This window comes from Nocardia sp. NPDC003999, assembly GCF_053604885.1.
On sequence record NZ_JBSGIB010000002.1, the window covers coordinates 329,172 to 347,271 of the forward strand.

The window sequence follows — 18,100 nt, forward strand, 5'->3', positions numbered from 1 at the left end:
AATTTCAGTTATCGTCGACTAACTGGACGACAGGATTACGTAATGACCGTTACCGAAGAGGTCGTCGGGAACCGCGCCGCGCACGCGGCGTTGGTCGACGATCTGCGCGCCCGGCTGGCCGCCGCCGCGCTGGGCGGGCCCCCGAAGGCGCGCGATCGCCACGTCGCGCGGGGCAAACTGCTGCCCAGGCAGCGGGTGGACCAGCTGCTGGACCCGGGGAGCCCGTTCCTCGAGCTGTCCCCGCTGGCCGCGACCGGAATGTACGGCGACGACTCCCCCGGCGCCGGGATCATCACCGGGATCGGCCGGGTGTCCGGCCGGGAATGCGTGATCGTGGCCAACGACGCGACGGTCAAGGGCGGCACCTACTACCCCATGACGGTGAAGAAGCATCTGCGTGCGCAGGAGATCGCATTGCAGAACCAGCTGCCGTGCGTCTACCTGGTCGACTCCGGTGGCGCGTACCTGCCGCACCAGGACGAGGTGTTCCCCGACCGGGAGCACTTCGGGCGCATCTTCTACAACCAGGCGACCATGAGCGCCAAAGGGATTCCGCAGATCGCCGCGGTGCTCGGCTCCTGCACCGCGGGCGGCGCCTACGTGCCCGCGATGAGCGACGAGGCCGTGATCGTGCGCAACCAGGGCACCATCTTCCTCGGCGGCCCGCCGCTGGTGAAGGCCGCGACCGGTGAGGTGGTCACGGCCGAGGAACTCGGCGGCGGCGAGCTGCACTCGCGCACCTCCGGCGTCACCGATCACCTGGCCGAGGACGATCAGGACGCGCTGCGCATCGTGCGCCGCATCGTGGCCACGCTCGGCCCGCGCACGCCGGTCCCGTGGGAGGTGCGGCCCGTCATCGCGCCCGCCGCGCCGGAATCCGAGCTCTACGACGTGGTGCCGACCGACCTGCGCACTCCCTACGACGTGCGCGAGGTGATCCATCGCCTGGTCGACGGGACCGTCGAGGGCGAGAGCGGGTTCCACGAGTTCAAGGCCGAATACGGCAAGACCTTGGTCACCGGGTTCGCGCACATCCACGGACATCCGGTGGGCATCGTCGCCAACAACGGCGTGCTGTTCAGCGAATCCGCTATGAAGGGCGCGCATTTCATCGAGCTGTGCGACAAGCGCAGTATCCCGCTGCTGTTCCTGCAGAACATCACCGGCTTCATGGTCGGCCGCGACTACGAGGCGGGCGGCATCGCCAAGCACGGCGCGAAGATGGTCACCGCGGTGGCCTGCGCCCGCGTGCCGAAGCTCACCGTCGTCATCGGCGGCTCCTACGGCGCGGGCAACTACTCGATGTGCGGGCGCGCGTATTCGCCGCGGTTCCTGTGGATGTGGCCGAACGCCCGGATCTCGGTGATGGGTGGCGAGCAGGCGGCGTCGGTGCTGGCGACGGTGCGCGGCGACCAGCTCGACAGCAGCGGGCAGCCCTGGTCGGCCGCGGACGAGGAGGCGTTCAAGGCCCCGATCCGGGACCAGTACGAGAGCCAGGGCAACCCCTATTACTCGACGGCCAGGTTGTGGGACGACGGCGTGATCGATCCCGCCGACACCAGAACCGTGCTCGGGCTGGCGCTGTCGGTGTGCGCGCAGGCCCCGCTCGAACCCGTCTCCTACGGCGTTTTCCGGATGTGATGACGATGCTGAACAGATCCGTTCCCGTCGGATTCGACACCGTGCTGGTCGCCAACCGCGGCGAGATCGCGGTGCGGGTGATCCGCACTCTGCGCGCCTTGGGGATTCGCTCGGTGGCCGTCTACAGCGACGCCGACGCCGACGCCCGCCACGTCCACGAAGCCGACACTGCGGTGCGTCTCGGCCCGGCCCCCGCCCGGGAGAGCTACCTCGCCATCGACCGGGTGGTGGCCGCCGCCGTGCGCACCGGCGCGCAAGCGGTCCACCCCGGCTACGGGTTCCTCTCGGAGAACGCCGCTTTCGCCGCCGCGCTGGCGGAGGCGGACATCGTCTTCCTCGGACCGCCGGCCCGCGCCATCGAGGTGATGGGCGACAAGATCACCGCGAAGAACACCGTGGCCGCGTTCGGTGTCCCCGTGGTGCCCGGCATCGCCACCCCGGGCCTGACCGATGACGAGCTGATCGCCGCGGCCGCCGAAGTCGGCTATCCGGTGCTGGTCAAGCCGTCCGCGGGCGGTGGAGGCAAGGGCATGCGCCGGGTGGACGATCCGGCCCGCCTGCCGGAGGCGCTGCGCAGCGCCCGGCGCGAGGCCGCCGCCGCGTTCGGCGACGACACGCTGTTCCTGGAACGGTTCGTCACCCGGCCGCGGCACATCGAGGTGCAAATTCTCGCCGACCAGTTCGGCAACGTGCTGCATCTGGGCGAGCGCGAATGCAGCTTGCAGCGCCGCCACCAGAAGGTGATCGAGGAGGCTCCCTCGCCGCTGCTGGACGCGGCCACCAGGGCCAGGATCGGCGCGGCGGCCTGCAACACCGCGCGCAGCGTGGACTACGTGGGCGCGGGCACCGTGGAGTTCATCGTCTCCGCCGACCAGCCGGACGAGTTCTTCTTCATGGAGATGAACACCCGCCTGCAGGTAGAGCATCCGGTCACCGAGCTGGTCACCGGCGTCGACTTGGTGGAATGCCAGGTCCGGGTGGCGGCCGGGCAGAAGCTTGCGGTGGCGCAGGACGACATCCGGATGGTCGGGCACGCGATCGAGGCCAGGGTGTACGCCGAGGATCCGGGGCGCGGGTTCCTGCCCACCGGCGGCACGGTGCTCGACCTCGACGAGCCGGAAGGTCCCGGCGTCCGGGTCGACTCGGGCCTGCGGATCGGCACGCGCGTCGGCAGCGATTACGACCCGATGCTGTCGAAGGTCATCGCGCACGCCGGTGATCGCGCCGCCGCGCTCGCGAAACTGGATCGCGCGCTGGCCGACACCGTGCTGCTCGGCGTGACCAGCAATATCGAATTCCTGCGCTTCCTGCTCGCCGACCCGGACGTGGCCGAAGGACGGCTGGACACCGCCCTGCTGGACCGGCGGGTCGCCGACTTCCGGCCCGCCGCCGTGGGCGACGACGAGTTCGTCGCCGCGGCGGCCTGGCACTGGGTGCGCCGCTGGCCCGCCGCGCCGCGCGACCCCTGGGAGGTGCCCTCCGGCTGGCGGATCGGGGCCGACGCGCCGACGCCGATCCGGCTCGCGGGCGGCGAGCGGGTCGAGCACGTCTACCTGTCCGGCACGCCGGACGACGGCACGGTGCGGGTCGACGAGGGCGAAAGCCGCGCACTGACCGCGGTATTCACCGCCTCCGGCGATCGATGCGCGGGCGAACTCGCCCTCACCCTGGACGGCCTGCGCCGCACCTACCGGGTCGCCGAGCAGGACGGCTTGTTGTGGGTGGCCGGACCGTCCGGCATCGCGGTGCTGCGCGAAGTGGCCGAGGTCAACGTGCGCGGCGGCGACGAGCACGTGGGCGACGCCGAGATCCGCTCCCCCATGCCCGGCTCGGTGATCGCGGTGCCGGTCGCCTCCGGCGCCGCCGTCGCGGCGGGCGATCCGGTGGTCATCGTGGAGGCGATGAAGATGGAGCACTCGCTCACCGCGCCGGTCGCCGGAACCGTCGAACTACTGGTCGAACCCGGCGCGCAGGTGCGCCTAGACCAAGTGCTGGCGCGCGTCGTCGCGCAGGCCGCAACGAATCCCACCGAACGAGAAGGAATCCCCGCATGACCGACTTCCTGTCCACCGGCACGCTGCCGGAGGAGTACCGCGATCTCGCGCTGACCGTGCGCGACTTCGCGCGGTCGGTGGTCGCTCCGGTGGCGGCCGAGCACGACGCGAACCACACCTTCCCGTACGAAGTGGTCGCGGGGATGGCCGAGATGGGCCTGTTCGGCCTGCCGTTCCCGGAGGAGTACGGCGGCATGGGCGGCGACTACTTCGCGCTGTGCCTGGCGCTCGAGGAACTGGGCAAGGTCGACCAGAGCGTGGCGATCACGCTGGAGGCGGGCGTCTCGCTCGGCGCGATGCCGATCTACCGCTTCGGCAACGACAAGCAGAAACAGGAATGGCTGCCGCGGCTGACCAGCGGCCGCAACCTCGCCGCGTTCGGGCTCACCGAACCGGGCGCGGGCAGCGACGCGGGCGGCACCAGGACCACCGCGGTCATCGACGGCGGCGAATGGATCATCAACGGCAGCAAGCAGTTCATCACCAATTCCGGCACCGACATCACCAAGCTCGTCACGGTGACCGCGGTGACCGGGAACACCGGCGGCAAGAAGGAGATCTCGACGATCCTGGTGCCGACCGACACACCCGGTTTCGTCGCCGAGCCCGCGTACAACAAGGTCGGCTGGAACGCCTCCGACACCCATCCGCTCAGCTTCACCGACGTCCGCGTCCCCGAGGAGAATCTGCTCGGCGAGCGCGGGCGCGGTTACGCGAACTTCCTGCGCATCCTCGACGAGGGCCGCATCGCCATCGCCGCGCTCGCGGTCGGCGCCGCGCAGGGCTGTGTGGACGAGAGCGTGCGCTACGCCAAGGAGCGCGAGGCGTTCGGCCAGGCGATCGGGCGCAATCAGGCCATCGCGTTCAAGATCGCCAGGATGGAGACGCGGGCGCACGCCGCGCGCACGGCCTACTACGACGCGGCGGCGCTGATGCTGGCGGGCAAGCCGTTCAAGAAGCAGGCGTCCATCGCCAAGCTGGTGGCCAGCGAGGCCGCCATGGACAACGCTCGCGACGCGACGCAGATCTTCGGCGGCTACGGCTTCATGAACGAATACGCCGTCGCCCGGCACTATCGCGACAGCAAGATCCTGGAAATCGGCGAGGGGACGACGGAGGTGCAGCTGATGCTGATCGGACGGGAGCTGGGCCTGTGACCCGGCGGACGATCGTGCAGCGCGGCCTGTGGTTCGAGGAGTTCGACACCGAGGTGGTCTACGAGCACCGCCCCGGCCGCACCATCACCGAGGCGGACAACGTCCTGTTCACCACGCTCACCATGAACACCCAGGCGCTGCACCTGGACGCGGCGTTCAGCGATCGATTGCCTCCGTTCAATCAGCGGTTGGTGAACTCGATGTTCACCCTGTCCACGTTGATCGGACTGTCGGTGGCGCAGCTGACCCAGGGCACCATCGTGGCCAACCTCGGCTTCTCGGAGGTCGCTTTCCCCAAGCCGCTGTTCCATGGCGACACCATGTACGCCGAAACCGTGGTCACCGACAAGCGCGAATCGAAGAGCCGTCCGGGCGAGGGCATCGTGACCTTCGCGCACACGGCGCGCAATCAGCACGGCGAGGTCGTGGCAACGGCGGTGCGCAAGACGCTGGTGCGCAAGGCTCCGGAGGGCGCGGCATGAGGGGCCCGGTCCGGGTGAGACAACCCGAGGTCACCACGAACAGCGATGCGGATGCCCATAACCGACACAGCATGAGCGGCCCGGCCCTGAGGCAGCACAGTGGCACTACTACACCGGGCTCCGTGGGTATCCACAACCGACACAGCATGAGCGGTTCGGCCCGGAGTCGGCAGGGTCGCGCTCATGCCGGAGGCGATGCCGCATGAATTGGCAGATGGCAGGTCCGGCCTGGTTGTTCTGCCCGGCCGATCGTCCCGAGCGCTTCGCGAAGGCGGCGGCTGCGGCCGACATCGTGATTCTCGACCTCGAGGACGGCGTCGCCGCGCACGACAAAACGGCGGCGCGCAAGGCGCTGCTGGATACACCGCTCGATCCGGCGACCACGGTGGTGCGCGTCAACGCGGCGGGTACCGAGGACCACGCGCTCGATCTGGCGGCACTCGCCGACACCGCCTACCGCAGGCTCATGCTGCCGAAATGCGAATCCGCCGAACAGGTCACCGCGCTGGCGGACTACGCGGTGATCGCGCTGATCGAGTCGCCGCTCGGCGCGCTGACGGTCGGCGAGGCGATGACGGCGGCCAACGCGATCGGCGTCATGTGGGGCGCGGAGGACCTGGTGGCCGGGCTCGGCGGCACCGCGAGCAGGCACGCCGACGGCAGCTACCGCGACGTGGCGCGACACGTCCGCTCCCGCGCGCTGCTGGCCGCCAAGGCGTACGGCAAGTTCGCGCTGGACTCGGTGTATCTGGACATCCGCGATCTGGACGGCCTGCGAGCAGAGGCCGAGGACGCGGTCGCGGTCGGATTCGACGCCAAGGTCGCGATCCACCCCAGCCAGGTGCCGGTGCTGCGGGCCGCCTACGCGCCGTCCGAGGAGCAGATCGATTGGGCCCGCCGAGTGCTGGCGGAAGCGCCGAACCACCGCGGCGTCTTCGCCTTCGAGGGCAGGATGGTCGATGGCCCCGTGTTCCGGCACGCCGAGCAGATCGTGCGGCGCGCCGACCGCGCCTGAACGCAGAGTTTCCCCAGTCGAGAGGACCGCGATGCAACCACAATGGGTGCCGACCGAAGAAGACATCGCCGAGGCGAGGATCACCGACTTCGCCCGATTCGTCGCGGAACGCACCGGTGTGCACGCGACCGACTATCACGCGCTGTGGCAGTGGTCGGTCGACGATCTCGCCGGGTTCTGGCACGCGGTCTGGGACTACTTCGAGCTCGGTGACATCGCGGGCGAAGTGTTGGCGAGCGCGGAGATGCCGGGCGCGCAGTGGTTCCCCGGCACCCGGTTGAACTATGTGGACCAGGTGATCCGGCAGCTGCGCACCGACCGGCCCGCGATCAAGGCGGTCAGTGAGGACGCTCCGATCCGCGAGGTGTCCTGGGCCGAACTGATCGACCACACCGCCGCTTTCGCACAGACGCTGCGGTCGCTGGGTGTGCGGCCCGGCGACCGGGTGGCCGGGTATCTGCCGAACATCCCGGAAACGGTGATCGCGTTCCTGGCCACCGCGAGCATCGGCGCGATCTGGAGCGCCTGCGGACAGGACTACTCGCCGAAAGCCGCGCTGGACCGTCTCGGGCAATTGGAGCCGACTGTCCTGGTCACCGCCGACGGCTACCGCTTCGGCGGCAAGGCGCACGACAAGCGCGACGACATCGCCGCGTTGCGTGTGGGCCTGGACTCGCTGAAGGGCACGATCGCGGTCTCCCGGCTCGGGCTGGACGTGCCGGACGCGACCTCGTGGGACGAGGCGGTGACCACCACCGACGGGCTGCCTCCGGTGATCACCACGGAGTCGGTGGATTTCGACCATCCGCTGTGGATCGTGTTCTCCTCCGGCACCACCGGCCTGCCCAAGGGCATCGTGCACGGCCACGGCGGCGTGCTGCTCGAACACCTCAAAGCCGTTGCCCTGCAATCCGACATCGGACCCGAGGACACCTTCTTCTGGTACACCAGCCCGAGCTGGATGATGTGGAACTTCCAGATCGCGGGCCTGCTGGCCGGGGCGACCATCGTCACCTACGACGGCAGCCCTACCGCGCCGACCCCCGACGCGCTGTGGCGGATCGCCGCCGAGGTCGGCGCCACCGTGCTCGGCGCCAGCCCCGGCTATGTGCTGGCCTGCATCAAAGCGGGGTCGGTGCCGCGCACCGAGCACGACCTGTCGGCCCTGCGCACCGTCGGCATCACCGGCTCCTCGCTGCCCACCTCCTCGGCGCTGTGGCTGGGCGAGAACGTCGGCGAGCACGTCCAGGTGTCCTCGATCAGCGGCGGCACCGACGTGGTGTCCGCGTTCATCGGGGGCGCGCGCACCGTGCCCGTGTGGCCGGGTGAGCTGTCGGCGCCCTTCCTCGGCGTCGCGCTGGACGCCTACGACCCGGCGGGGCAGCCGGTGCGCGGCGAAGTCGGCGAGCTCGTCGTCACCGCGCCGATGCCGTCCATGCCGGTCTCCTTCTGGCGCGACGAGGACGGGAAGCGTTATCACGACGCGTATTTCGACATGTTCCCCGGCGTGTGGCGGCACGGCGACTGGATCACCATCACCGACCACCACAGCGTGGTCGTGCACGGGCGGTCGGACTCCACGCTCAACCGGCACGGCATCCGGATGGGCAGCGCCGACATCTACCAATCCGTCGAACGGCTCCCGGAGATCGCCGAAGCGCTGGTGATCGGCGCCGAGCAGCCCGACGGCGGATACTGGATGCCGCTGTTCGTGACCCTCGCGCCCGGCGCGGAACTCACCGACGAGCTGAAAGCGCGCGTCAACAGCACCATCCGCACCGAGGTATCCCCCCGCCACGTGCCCGACGAGATCATCCTGGCCCCCGGCATCCCGCACACCCGCACCGGGAAGAAGCTCGAGGTACCGATCAAGAAGCTGTTCCAGGGCGCCGACCCGACCCGCGTCGTCGAACGCAGCGCCGTGGACAACCCGGACCTGCTCGACTGGTACGGCGCGATCCGGCCCGGCGCGCAGGGCTGAGGGCGCTCCCGACTTCGGCTGCGGACGATCCCGATCAGTTGCCGGACGCAGTGCCGGGAGCGCCCGAATCGGACGCCGCGATCCGGAACGGGCGCGGCTGTGTGCGTCGCGAGTTCGGCTGCGGCGCAGGATTCTATCGGCGGTAGCCGCGCCCGCCGATGGACGCGGTGAAGACCGCCGCCCGCGCGCCGCGGGCGGCTTCCAGGTTGCGCTTCTCCTGCGGGGTGAGCCGATAGCGCGCCGTGATCCGCCGTACCGCGGCGACCACGGCGCCGAGCACCGGGATGGGGTCCACCGGGCGCAAAGCCGACGCCATGACGAACTCCTTACCAGAAAGACGCACCGGTACAAGCGGTTTCGGACAAACGGAGTATTGGATGGTGAGCCGGGGTACGCGAGCGGCGGGCATCGGGCATGGACCGGCGTCCGGGTTTCTCCTAGCGTGGAGGCGACAGCCGGTTCGACATGCGCGTGGAGGTGGCATCGTGGCCGCACAGGACGTCCGAGAACGCACGGAGCCCGCGGGTTTTCCGCCTGGGCCCGCGCTGCCGCCGCTCGTGCAGAGCGCGTTGTTCCAGCGGGACCGGGCCCGGTTCCTCACCGCGATGGCGCGCCGCTACGGTGACGTCTTCACCCTGCGGATCCCGCCGTTCGCCGACCGCGTCGTGGTGTACTCCCGCCCCGAGCACATCAAGGAGATCTTCGCGGGCGATCCGCACGACCTGCACGCGGGCGAGGGCAACCAGATCCTCGGTGCGATCATGGGCCCGCACTCGCTGCTGCTGACCGACGAGGCCGAGCACGCGCGGGCGCGCAGGCTGCTCATGCCCGCGTTCAACGGCGCCGCGCTGCGCGGCTACCGAGCGCTGATCTCCGAGATCGCGGCCGCGGAGATCGGCGGTTGGGCGTCCGGATCCACGGTGCGCATGCTGGACCGGATGAACGCGCTCACCCTCGAGGTGATCACGCGGGTGGTCTTCGGCGTCACCGACGAGCGGACCAGGGCCGAGCTGAACCCGCGCCTGAACCGGATCGTCCACCTGAATCCGCTGGTGTTCCTGGGTTTGAAGAGCGACCGATTGCGGCGGGTCGGCCCGTGGAAGAGCTTCGCCGAGAACCTGGCCGCGGTCGACGCCTTGCTCTACGCGGAGATCGCCGAGCGGCGGCGGGCGACCGATCTGGCCGGGCGCACCGACGTGCTGTCGCGCCTGCTCGAGGTCGGCGCGGGCGACGGCGACGCGCCGCTCACCGATGCCGAACTGCGCGACCAGCTCATCACGCTACTGCTGGCCGGGCACGAGACCACCGCCTCGGCGCTGTCCTGGGCACTCTACGAACTCGCCGCCGACGCCGAGATCCAGCGGCAGGCCTCGGAGGCCGCGCGCACCGGCGACGACCGATACCTGGACGCGGTGCTCAAGGAGGCCATGCGGTTGCACACCGTCATCTCCGGCACCAATCGAAAACTGACCAGGGACATGACGATCGGCGGACAGCGGCTGCCCGCGGGCACCGTGGTCGCCACGTCGATCGTCCTCGCACACCGCCGTACCGAGGCCTACCCCGACGTCGCCGTGTTCCGCCCGGCCCGCTTCCTCGACGGCGAAGTGGCGCCGAACACCTGGCTGCCGTTCGGCGGCGGTGTGCGGCGATGCATCGGTGCGGGGTTCTCACTGCTCGAGGGCGCCGCGGTGCTGCGCGAAATCCTCGTCCGCGACACGCTTTCGCTCCCGGCGGGCAGCGCGCCCGAGCGCGGCAAGATCCGCAACATCACCACGGTGCCGCGCGGCCGGGCGCGGGTGGTGGTCGACCGGCGGTCAACCAGTATGTGAACAATGATTCCGTGTTCGATCAGCACTTGTACTGGATTTATATTCGTGTAAGTTTATCTCTGTTCGACAGCTAGTCCCGGCACGGCGCGCATCGTGCCCCGCGCTTCGGCCGAGTCCAGCTGTCGACTTCCGGACGCACCGGCGCGCACATCCCGCCTCGTCGCATGCCGGCGCGCACCGGAGAACAGGTACAGCTCCCGGGGGCCGCTCATCCCCGGGAGCCGTATCCCGTGGCACGGCCAGCCCGGCCATACGGCCAGGTCGTTACGATGTTCGTCATGAGTGTCGACAATCGCCGTACGGCGCGGAAGGCGAGCAGCGGCGACTCGGCACCTCGCGAGATCCGGCGCAGACCGAAGAACCGCCGTGCCCAGATCGCCGCCGCGTCGGCCGCCGCGTTCGGCGCGCTCGGCTACCACGGCGTCAGCATGGACGACATCGCCTCCGGGCTCGGCATCAGCTCCGCGGCGCTGTACCGCCACTACCCGAGCAAATACGCGCTGTTCCGGGAAGAACTGCTGCGCGTCGGCCAGGCGATGACCGAATCGGTCGAGCTGCCCGAGGAGGCGGCCGACTGGCCCGCCGAACAGCGGCTGCGGCACGTGCTCGACGCGCTCATCGCGGTCACCATCGACAACCGCCCCACCGTCACGCTGGTGCGCTGGGAAGTCAGGTACCTCGAGCCGGACGACCAGACCACGCTCAACGACCAGCAGGCCACGGTACTCGGCGCGCTGGGCAGCCAGCTGGCCGCGCTGCGCCCGGAACTCATCGAGGAGGACGTGCGCGTGCTGCGCGCCGCCTTGCTCAGCACGATCACCAGCATCGCCGACCATCACGCCGCCCTCCCGGCGAAACCCCTTGCCCGCCTGCTACATTCGGCGTGCTGGTCGGTCGCCCACGCGAAGCTGCCCGCGACGCGCGCGGTCGAGCCGGTCGCGGTGGTGGAGATCCCGGATTCGTTCAAACACGAACTGCTGCTGCGCAAAGCGGTCGAGCTGTTCCACGAACGCGGCTACCCCAACGTCAGCGTGGAGGACATCGCCACCGCCGCAGGGCTTTCGGCGGCCTCGGCGGTGTACCGCTTCTACCGCGGCAAGAGCGACATCCTGGCCGCCGCGTTCCGCCGTGCCGCCGAACGGGTTTCCGGCGCCGTCGGCCCGGCCGTGGCGGCGGCCGGCGATTCCGAGGACGCGCTCACCGCGTTGATCACGCAATACGTCGCCGGATCGTTCGCCGAACGCGCCCTCACCTTCGTGTACTACACCGAGTTCCAGCATGTCCCCACCGAGGACCGCACGGTGCTGCGCAATATCCAGCGACTCAGCGTCGAGGAGTGGGCCCGGCTGCTGCGCGAGGTGCGTCCGGAGCTCGCTCCGGCGGAGGCGCGCATCCTCGTCCACGCGGCTTTCGCGGTGGTCGTCGACCTGGGCCGCGCCTTCGGCAACGAACCGCTGGCCGCCCAGGACCGGGTGCGCTTGCTGATGCAGCTGGTGCTCTTCGGACGGCCCGCGCGATAGTCAGGTAAGTTAGCAGAGATTCTCGCTTCGATCGGCGCATTGCGGGAGATTGAAGGCGGATCACCAGATTTTTGTGATCTACCATTCATTTCTTCCCGGGAGCGGGTAGCGTCGCTGTACCGAACGTTGTGTTGGGCTACCATCGCGGCATGGGTGCCCAGGACCGCCATGCCGCGGACAAGGCGGCCGACGGGACACCGGCACGCGTGATCCGGCGCCGACCACGTGACCGCCGCGCCCAGATCGCGGCGGCGTCGGCCGAGGCGTTCGGGGCGCTCGGCTACCACGGCGTCAGCATGGACGACATCGCCTCTCGGCTCGACATCAGCTCCGCGGCGCTGTATCGCCACTATCCGAGCAAGTACGCGCTGTTCCGCGAGGAAGTGTTGCGGTTGGGCGCGGTCAGCGCCGAAGCGGTCCGGCTGCCCGAAGCCACGGACCTGTCCGCCGAGCAGCGGCTCGCGCGGGTGCTCGACGCCTTGATCGAGGCCGCCATCGTCAACCGGCGCAGCGCGGCGCTGTTGCGCTGGCAGCGGCGCTACCTGGAGGAAGACGACGCGGACACGCTGGCCGATCAGCTCGCGGGCGTGAACGCGACGCTCACCGCACTGCTCGCCGAGACCAGGCCCGCGCTGTCGAAGGCCGATCGCGCCGTCCTGGCCGCGGCGGAACTGAGCGTGCTCAGCAGCATCGGTGATCACCATGTGTCGATCCCGGTGCGGACGCTCACCGCGCGGCTCACCGCGGCCTGCCACGCACTCGCCGCGTGCGAGCTGCCGCCGCCCGGCAGCGCCGAGGCCGAGAACTTCACCGCGACCGAGATCCCGCTCACCTTCAAACACGAATTGCTGCTGATGCGCGCGGTCGAACTGTTCCACCAGCGCGGATACCCGAACGTCAGCGTGGAGGACATCGCCAACGCCGCCGGACTGCCCGCATCCTCGGCGGTGTACCGGTTCTACCGCGGCAAGGGCGACATCCTCACGGCGGCGTTCCGCCGGGCCGCGGATCGGGTGTCGGCCGCCATCGGGCCTGCCGTCTCCGCGGCCGAGACGCCCCAGCAAGCGCTCGACACCCTGATCGAGTTGTACGTGGCCGGCTCGTTCGCCGAGCGCGAGCTGACCTTCGTCTACTACGCCGAGATCAGCAACGTGCCGCCGGAGGAGCGCACGGTGCTGCGCAATATCCAGCGCCTCAACGTGGAGGAATGGGCCAAACTGCTGGGCGGCGTGCGGCCCGAGTTGTCCGCCGCCGAGGCGCGGCTGCTGGTGCACGCCGCCTTCGCCCTGGTCGTCGACCTGGGCGAACGCTTCGGCTCCACCGACCCGGCCTGCTCCCCCCGGCGCGTGGTGCGCCTGATGCAGGCGATCCTCTTCGGCCACCTGACGCCGTAGCGCGGGTGGCCCACGGTCGTGGGCGACAGCGCACCGTCGGTCCGGTAACGGCGGCCGACCGACCGGCGAACCGGCTCGACGCCTTCGTTCGCGAGTGGGCACACGGCCGCGGCGAATCGTGTGTGGCCACCGCGGCGAGGTGCCACTCGATGGCACGAGTATCGCCGAGTCGGCCGAGCGCGGGAGTCGGCGCGCGTTGTACCGGCGGAATCGTGGCGGAAGCTTTCGTTCGCGGCTGGTCGCTCGGGGTGCTCGATTCCCGAGTCCGAGTACGGTGGGATCCGTGCCGACTACGTGGGCGTTGCCGATAGGCCGGACATCGGGCGCGGGTCCTGGGCCAGTTCGAGGGCACGGCCGGTTTTCGCCACCGGCGAACGCCGGGGCGGAATCGGCCTCGGGGCAATGCTGTTGCGGTAGAAAGGCCCGCGTCCGGTCCCGGCGCGACATTCGCAGGGCATCGGCGCAGTCTCCGACTTCGGAAAGAAGATTCTCATGAGCACAGATCTCGACGCGCAACCCGCCGCGGCATCCGGAACCTTCGCCATCGGCGGCGATCTTCCGGTGCATCGGCTGGGATACGGCGCGATGCAGTTGACCGGCCCCGGCGTCTGGGGTGACCCCAAGGACCCGGACGAGGCGGTACGGGTGCTGCGCCGGGCGGTGGAGCTCGGCGTGAACTTCATCGATACCGCCGACTCCTACGGTCCGTTCGTCAGCGAGAAACTGATCCGCAAGGCCCTGCACCCCTATCCGGAGGGCCTGGTCATCGCCACCAAGGCCGGTCTCACGCGGCAGGGTCCGAACGAGTGGCGCCCGGTCGCGCGGCCCGAATACCTGCGCCAGCAAGCGGAACTGAGCCTGCGCCATCTCGGCGTCGACCGGATCGATCTGTACCAGCTGCATCGCATCGACTCGCAGGTGCCGCTGGCCGACCAGATCGGCGAGCTGGTCGCACTCCAGCAGGAGGGCAAGATCCGGCACATCGGCCTCTCGCAGGTGACCGTCGAACAGCTGCGCCAGGTGCGCGAACTCGCCACCATCGTCTCGGTGCAGAACCTGTACAACCTCGCCAACCGCGCCGACGAGGACGTGCTGAACTACGCCGAGCAGGAGAACATCGGCTTCATCCCGTGGTTCCCCATCGCCACGGGCGAACTCGCCGCTCCCGGCGGTCCGCTGGCCGCCATCTCCGCCGAGCACGGCGCGACCCCCGCCCAGCTCGCCCTGGCCTGGCTGCTGCGCCGCTCCCCCGTCATGCTGCCGATCCCGGGCACCTCCAGCGTCGCGCACGTCGAGGAGAACATCGCCGCCGCGCGAATCGAGCTGACGGACAAGGAATTCGAGGCGCTGTCGGCCGCCACCGCGTCGAGCGGAAACTGACCGTTGCTGCTGTCGGCTGAGCGCCCCACGGCGGCGGGGTGCTCAGGCGGCGGCCGACGCGACCGCGACTTCACCCGGTCATGACTCATGCGCCCTGGCTGTCGTGGCGGGCTGGGTATTCATGACGCCGCGGCAATACGAGCAGCGATGGGGACGGCCACCAGATATCGACCGGCCCCGCGAGTGGCACATAACGGCCCGCATCAGAAGCCGCGGAACACCCCGTCGGCGTCGACGTTTTCGGAGAAGTCCTCGAAGTCCATGTTCGACAGCGACAGGTTGTTCTCCACGGCAGGCATTTCGGTGGGCACCACGCGGAAGGTCTGGAAACCGACGACGTCCGTGTTGCCCCGGCTCGTATCCACGACGAGTATCGGGCGTTCGGGATCGGTCATCGTTCGCTTGTCCGCCAGGAAGAGGTAGTAGGGCGGTGGCGCTGGAACGATTTCTTCCAACTTCTCCACCGTCAGACCTTCGAAGCGACGGTCATCGACCGGCGTGATATCCGCAAAGGCGAGTATCCCGTCACCGAGGTCCCACGGCTGCAGCGCGGCATCCAAAGTTTCGGACCAGGCGGCGTCGTCGGCGAAATACGTTCTGATGAACAGGGAATCGCCGTCGGGCAACAGCATCGCGTTCTCCTCCCTCGCCGAGATCGGGCCCCTGTCGGCCGAACACGCAGCGATCACCACCACGGCCAACGCAGTGACCGCTATCGGACCGAACCTCACGTGCCGGAAGCCTACTCACGCCGAGCTCGGTCCCCCGGCGAGGCTGCGGTGGCTCGCACTCCCGCCGATTAGCGTCCCTTGCGGATATCGTTGATTCCATGGGAGATGTCGAGTTCCCTGCGGGCTCCGGTGACAACTGCTGCGACCCTGGGTGTGGTGGCGATTGCCACGCGGCACGATGCCACCACGCGGATACCACGACGGGCTTGGAATTCATGTCGCCGCAACGGTACGAGCAGCGATGGGGACGGCCGCCCGAAATCGACTGACACCGCGAGTGGCACATCACCGAGGGCCCACTCGGGTTCGCCGCGGCCGTATGCCACTCGCTCAGGTCGATGTACCCCTCCCGACATCGACTCGGTTCCGCGGGCACCGGGAAGTCCTCGTACCCCGTCGTACGGGGTACGAGGACTTCGGCGCTGCCGGGGCTCCCTCGCCGTAGTCCCGTGCAGGGGATGAACGTCGTTGGCGGGCGGATCACGCTGCCGGCAACGAGTTCGGTGCGCTGACAGTCGGTCAGCGCGAGTATCCGTCGGCCCTGCTGTCGGGGACGACGCGGCCGGATGCGACCAAGGTGCGGAAGGCCGCTTGTTTGCGGGGGCAGGCGTCGGCGCGGCAGGGGCGGTGGCCCTGCATCACGCGGTGCGCCTGCTCGACGGTGAACGGCTCATCGGGCGGTCGGTGCGCGTCCTCCGCGCCGCCGTGCGGCAGGCAGGAGCCGACGCCGACGATCGCGGCCACCAGCAAGGTGCACGCGCCGAGCATGCTCAGCAGCGGATTCACGGCCGCTCACTGGTCGGCGGCCTGCCGGGAACAGAACGCCGACGCGGTTAGGTATTGCCTGCAGTGTGCGCCGTGCCCGGCGTGGACGGCGCACAGGAACCGCGCGCGGTCATAGGTCAGGCCGAGCGGTTCCTGCGAGCAGTCGCGGCTCTGAATCAACCACAGCTCTCGGACATCCGAGTGCAACACGTCCATCGTTCACCTCCATAAGCGCAGTGCACCCGGCACCGAGAAGGCGCCGCCGGAGCCGCGCTCGACACGGATGGATCGGGCCGTGTCGGGACCGTGCGCCGGGTTCCGGACAACGGGCGCCCTCGACAGGGTTTGGGCGGACCCCCGATGCCGGGTGCGATTCAACAGTGCGCGTTGCGATTCGGTAGATAACAGACCCGAATGCGGTAATTGCGAGTACTTTCCGTTTGTAGCGGCCTGGAGCGAGGAAGAGAGACCTATGGTGGAGGTCGACTGGACGGGCGAAGCTGTACATGCGCTTCGCACGGCGATGAAGCGAAGCCGTTACGAATTCGCGCGTCTGGTGGGCGTCACACCGCGCACCGTGGTCCTGTGGGAGAACGGCCGGACAACCCGGATGCACGCCGCTAGCCAGCGTCTCCTGGACAGGGTCTTGTCGGGCGTCGATTCCATCGTCGCCGAACGATTCGAGCGCGCGATCACCACGCGCCAGGAGCCGGCCCCCGACTACGAACGCGCCGATTCGGCGCCCGAAAGGCACACCAAGCTCGGTAGGGAAATCGGGCTCGACAAGGAAGTCGAGGAAGACGACGTGAGAAGGCGAGAACTGCTGGCCTGCATCGGCGCGGGCATGGCAGGCCAGGCGGCGGACCTGGTGGCGAGCGAACCGGAGAGGATGCTGGCAACCCTCGACGCGGGGTCGATCAGCGAACGGCGACTGGCGTTCCTGGAGCAGTCGGCCGAGGTCCTGGGCACGCGGGTGGTGCAGGTTCCGCCCCACGAGCTGTTGCAGACGGGGCTCGAGCAATTCCGGCTGGTACGTGGCTGTCTCGGCGAACGGCAGCCCACCCATCAGCAGGTCCGATTGGTGCGCACGGCCGGACGGCTGGCGAACGTGGTGGGCGAGATCCTCTTCAACGAAGGGCATTTCGGTCAGGCGCGCATGTGGTATGCCACCGCGATCCACGCCGCGCAGGACATCGGCGACCGTTATTCGGAGGACATCGCCCTGGCCGGGCTCGCGTATTTGCCGACGTATAGCGATAAACCGAAGGAAGTTTTGCAGTTACTCGACGGCCGCTTGCAAGAAAATCCGTCTTACGGCCCGGCCGCCGCATGGTTGTGGGGAATGGCGGCGCGTGCGCACGCCAGTCTCGGGCACGCCGATGAATTCGCGCGGTGTATCGCACGATCGGCATCGGCTTTGGAAGACGTCGGGTCCGAAGACCTTTCGGTCGGTATTTTTTCTTTCCGCCCGGAGAAACTCGCTTTTTATCAGGCGATCGGATATTCCCGGCTCGGCCGCGCCGAGGAGACCGCCGTGGCGGCCGCCCGCGCGATGGCGTTGTACGACCCGTCGGAGACCATGGAGCCCGCCTTGGTCCGCTTCGAGCACGCCACGGCGCTGCTGGCCTCGGGCGAGGTCGAGGAGGCCTGCGCGGTGGCGACCAGCGCCATCACGAACGCGCACACCTACGTGGGGCTCACGGTCACCAAGCGCGCGAAACAGTTCGACTCGGCGCTCGGCGGCCTGCGCACCAGAGCCGTCGCGGAATGGCGGCAGCACGCGCACGCGGTGATCGACGCGGCGCACGCCGAGGTCTGAGCCCGGAGACGAGGCGGGGCGCACCGGTCGGCAGGGGGATGTGGACCGGCGCGCCCCGCGTATTCAGGTGGTCAGTTCGCCTCGGTGGACATGGCTTCGATGAGCGACTTGGGACGCATGTCCACCCAGTGCGTCTCGACGTACTCCAGGCAGGACTTGCGGTTGGCGGCGCCGTAGGCGATGGACCAGCCGCCGGGAACGGCGGCGAAGACCGGCCATAGGGAATGTTCGCCTTCTTGGTTGATCAGGACGTAGAACTTGGCGTTGTCGTCGTCGAACGGGTTGGTCATTTCGGATTTCCTTCTTCCTGGTCAGATCAGGTTGGGGGT

General features: G+C 69.1%; 16 protein-coding genes. 11 read left to right on the top strand and 5 right to left on the bottom strand.

Annotated features, from left to right (window positions below; genetic code table 11):
- Nucleotides 1-42 precede the first annotated feature (42 nt).
- From ACWESM_RS05525 to ACWESM_RS05550, 6 genes are all read left to right on the top strand, one after another.
- On the top strand, nt 43-1,641 hold the full coding sequence (locus ACWESM_RS05525; protein WP_452491029.1) for a carboxyl transferase domain-containing protein: 1,599 nt from the start codon (nt 43-45) through the stop codon (nt 1,639-1,641).
- A gap of 5 nt (nt 1,642-1,646) precedes the next feature.
- Complete coding sequence (locus tag ACWESM_RS05530) at nt 1,647-3,695, top strand: acetyl/propionyl/methylcrotonyl-CoA carboxylase subunit alpha (RefSeq protein ID WP_397274995.1); 2,049 nt, start codon at nt 1,647-1,649, stop codon at nt 3,693-3,695.
- Nucleotides 3,692-4,852 (top strand): acyl-CoA dehydrogenase family protein, encoded by a 1,161-nt coding sequence (locus tag ACWESM_RS05535; RefSeq protein WP_355074811.1) that lies wholly within the window; start codon nt 3,692-3,694, stop codon nt 4,850-4,852. Before ACWESM_RS05530 ends, ACWESM_RS05535 begins: the two co-directional genes overlap by 4 nt.
- Nucleotides 4,849-5,334, top strand: a complete 486-nt coding sequence (locus ACWESM_RS05540) for a MaoC family dehydratase (protein ID WP_379250597.1) — start codon at nt 4,849-4,851, stop codon at nt 5,332-5,334. Before ACWESM_RS05535 ends, ACWESM_RS05540 begins: the two co-directional genes overlap by 4 nt.
- A 202-nt stretch (nt 5,335-5,536) precedes the next feature.
- A complete protein-coding gene (locus ACWESM_RS05545; protein ID WP_452491030.1) occupies nt 5,537-6,349 on the top strand; it encodes an HpcH/HpaI aldolase/citrate lyase family protein in 813 nt (270 codons plus the stop codon).
- A 31-nt stretch (nt 6,350-6,380) separates the two neighbouring features.
- The gene (locus tag ACWESM_RS05550) at nt 6,381-8,330 is read left to right on the top strand and encodes an acetoacetate--CoA ligase (protein WP_364424907.1); all 1,950 of its coding nucleotides are present in this window, start codon (nt 6,381-6,383) and stop codon (nt 8,328-8,330) included.
- A gap of 133 nt (nt 8,331-8,463) precedes the next feature.
- Here ACWESM_RS05550 and ACWESM_RS05555 read toward each other — a convergent pair whose 3' ends face one another.
- Entirely contained in the window at nt 8,464-8,646 is a 183-nt protein-coding gene (locus tag ACWESM_RS05555; protein ID WP_364424909.1) for a hypothetical protein, read from the bottom strand.
- Between the two features lie 169 nt (nt 8,647-8,815).
- Here ACWESM_RS05555 and ACWESM_RS05560 point away from each other — a divergent pair, with 169 nt between their 5' ends.
- The 4 genes from ACWESM_RS05560 (at nt 8,816) to ACWESM_RS05575 (ending at nt 14,456) form a co-directional block, all read left to right on the top strand.
- Nucleotides 8,816-10,162, top strand: a complete 1,347-nt coding sequence (locus tag ACWESM_RS05560; protein ID WP_452491031.1) for a cytochrome P450 — start codon at nt 8,816-8,818, stop codon at nt 10,160-10,162.
- Nucleotides 10,163-10,440: 278 nt separating this feature from the next.
- Nucleotides 10,441-11,682: a TetR/AcrR family transcriptional regulator gene (locus tag ACWESM_RS05565; protein ID WP_355074826.1), complete on the top strand. Its 1,242-nt coding sequence runs from the start codon at nt 10,441-10,443 to the stop codon at nt 11,680-11,682.
- A gap of 149 nt (nt 11,683-11,831) precedes the next feature.
- Nucleotides 11,832-13,076 carry a TetR/AcrR family transcriptional regulator gene (locus ACWESM_RS05570; protein WP_364424913.1) on the top strand — a complete coding sequence of 415 codons (1,245 nt, stop codon included), beginning with the start codon at nt 11,832-11,834 and terminating at the stop codon, nt 13,074-13,076.
- A gap of 492 nt (nt 13,077-13,568) precedes the next feature.
- On the top strand, nt 13,569-14,456 hold the full coding sequence (locus ACWESM_RS05575; protein WP_364424915.1) for an aldo/keto reductase: 888 nt from the start codon (nt 13,569-13,571) through the stop codon (nt 14,454-14,456).
- A gap of 203 nt (nt 14,457-14,659) precedes the next feature.
- Here the strand turns inward: ACWESM_RS05575 and ACWESM_RS05580 are convergent, their stop codons facing one another.
- From ACWESM_RS05580 to ACWESM_RS05590, 3 genes are all read right to left on the bottom strand, one after another.
- On the bottom strand, nt 14,660-15,151 hold the full coding sequence (locus tag ACWESM_RS05580) for a DUF6924 domain-containing protein (RefSeq protein ID WP_452491127.1): 492 nt from the start codon (nt 15,149-15,151) through the stop codon (nt 14,660-14,662).
- A 555-nt stretch (nt 15,152-15,706) separates the two neighbouring features.
- Complete coding sequence (locus ACWESM_RS05585; protein WP_355074834.1) at nt 15,707-15,973, bottom strand: hypothetical protein; 267 nt, start codon at nt 15,971-15,973, stop codon at nt 15,707-15,709.
- A gap of 6 nt (nt 15,974-15,979) precedes the next feature.
- Entirely contained in the window at nt 15,980-16,168 is a 189-nt protein-coding gene (locus ACWESM_RS05590) for a hypothetical protein (protein WP_355074836.1), read from the bottom strand.
- Nucleotides 16,169-16,319: 151 nt separating this feature from the next.
- Here ACWESM_RS05590 and ACWESM_RS05595 point away from each other — a divergent pair, with 151 nt between their 5' ends.
- Nucleotides 16,320-17,771, top strand: a complete 1,452-nt coding sequence (locus ACWESM_RS05595) for a helix-turn-helix domain-containing protein (RefSeq protein WP_452491032.1) — start codon at nt 16,320-16,322, stop codon at nt 17,769-17,771.
- A gap of 71 nt (nt 17,772-17,842) precedes the next feature.
- On the opposite strand, the gene ACWESM_RS05600 is transcribed toward ACWESM_RS05595, so the two are convergent.
- On the bottom strand, nt 17,843-18,061 hold the full coding sequence (locus ACWESM_RS05600) for an MbtH family protein (RefSeq protein WP_355074840.1): 219 nt from the start codon (nt 18,059-18,061) through the stop codon (nt 17,843-17,845).
- Nucleotides 18,062-18,100 lie beyond the last annotated feature (39 nt).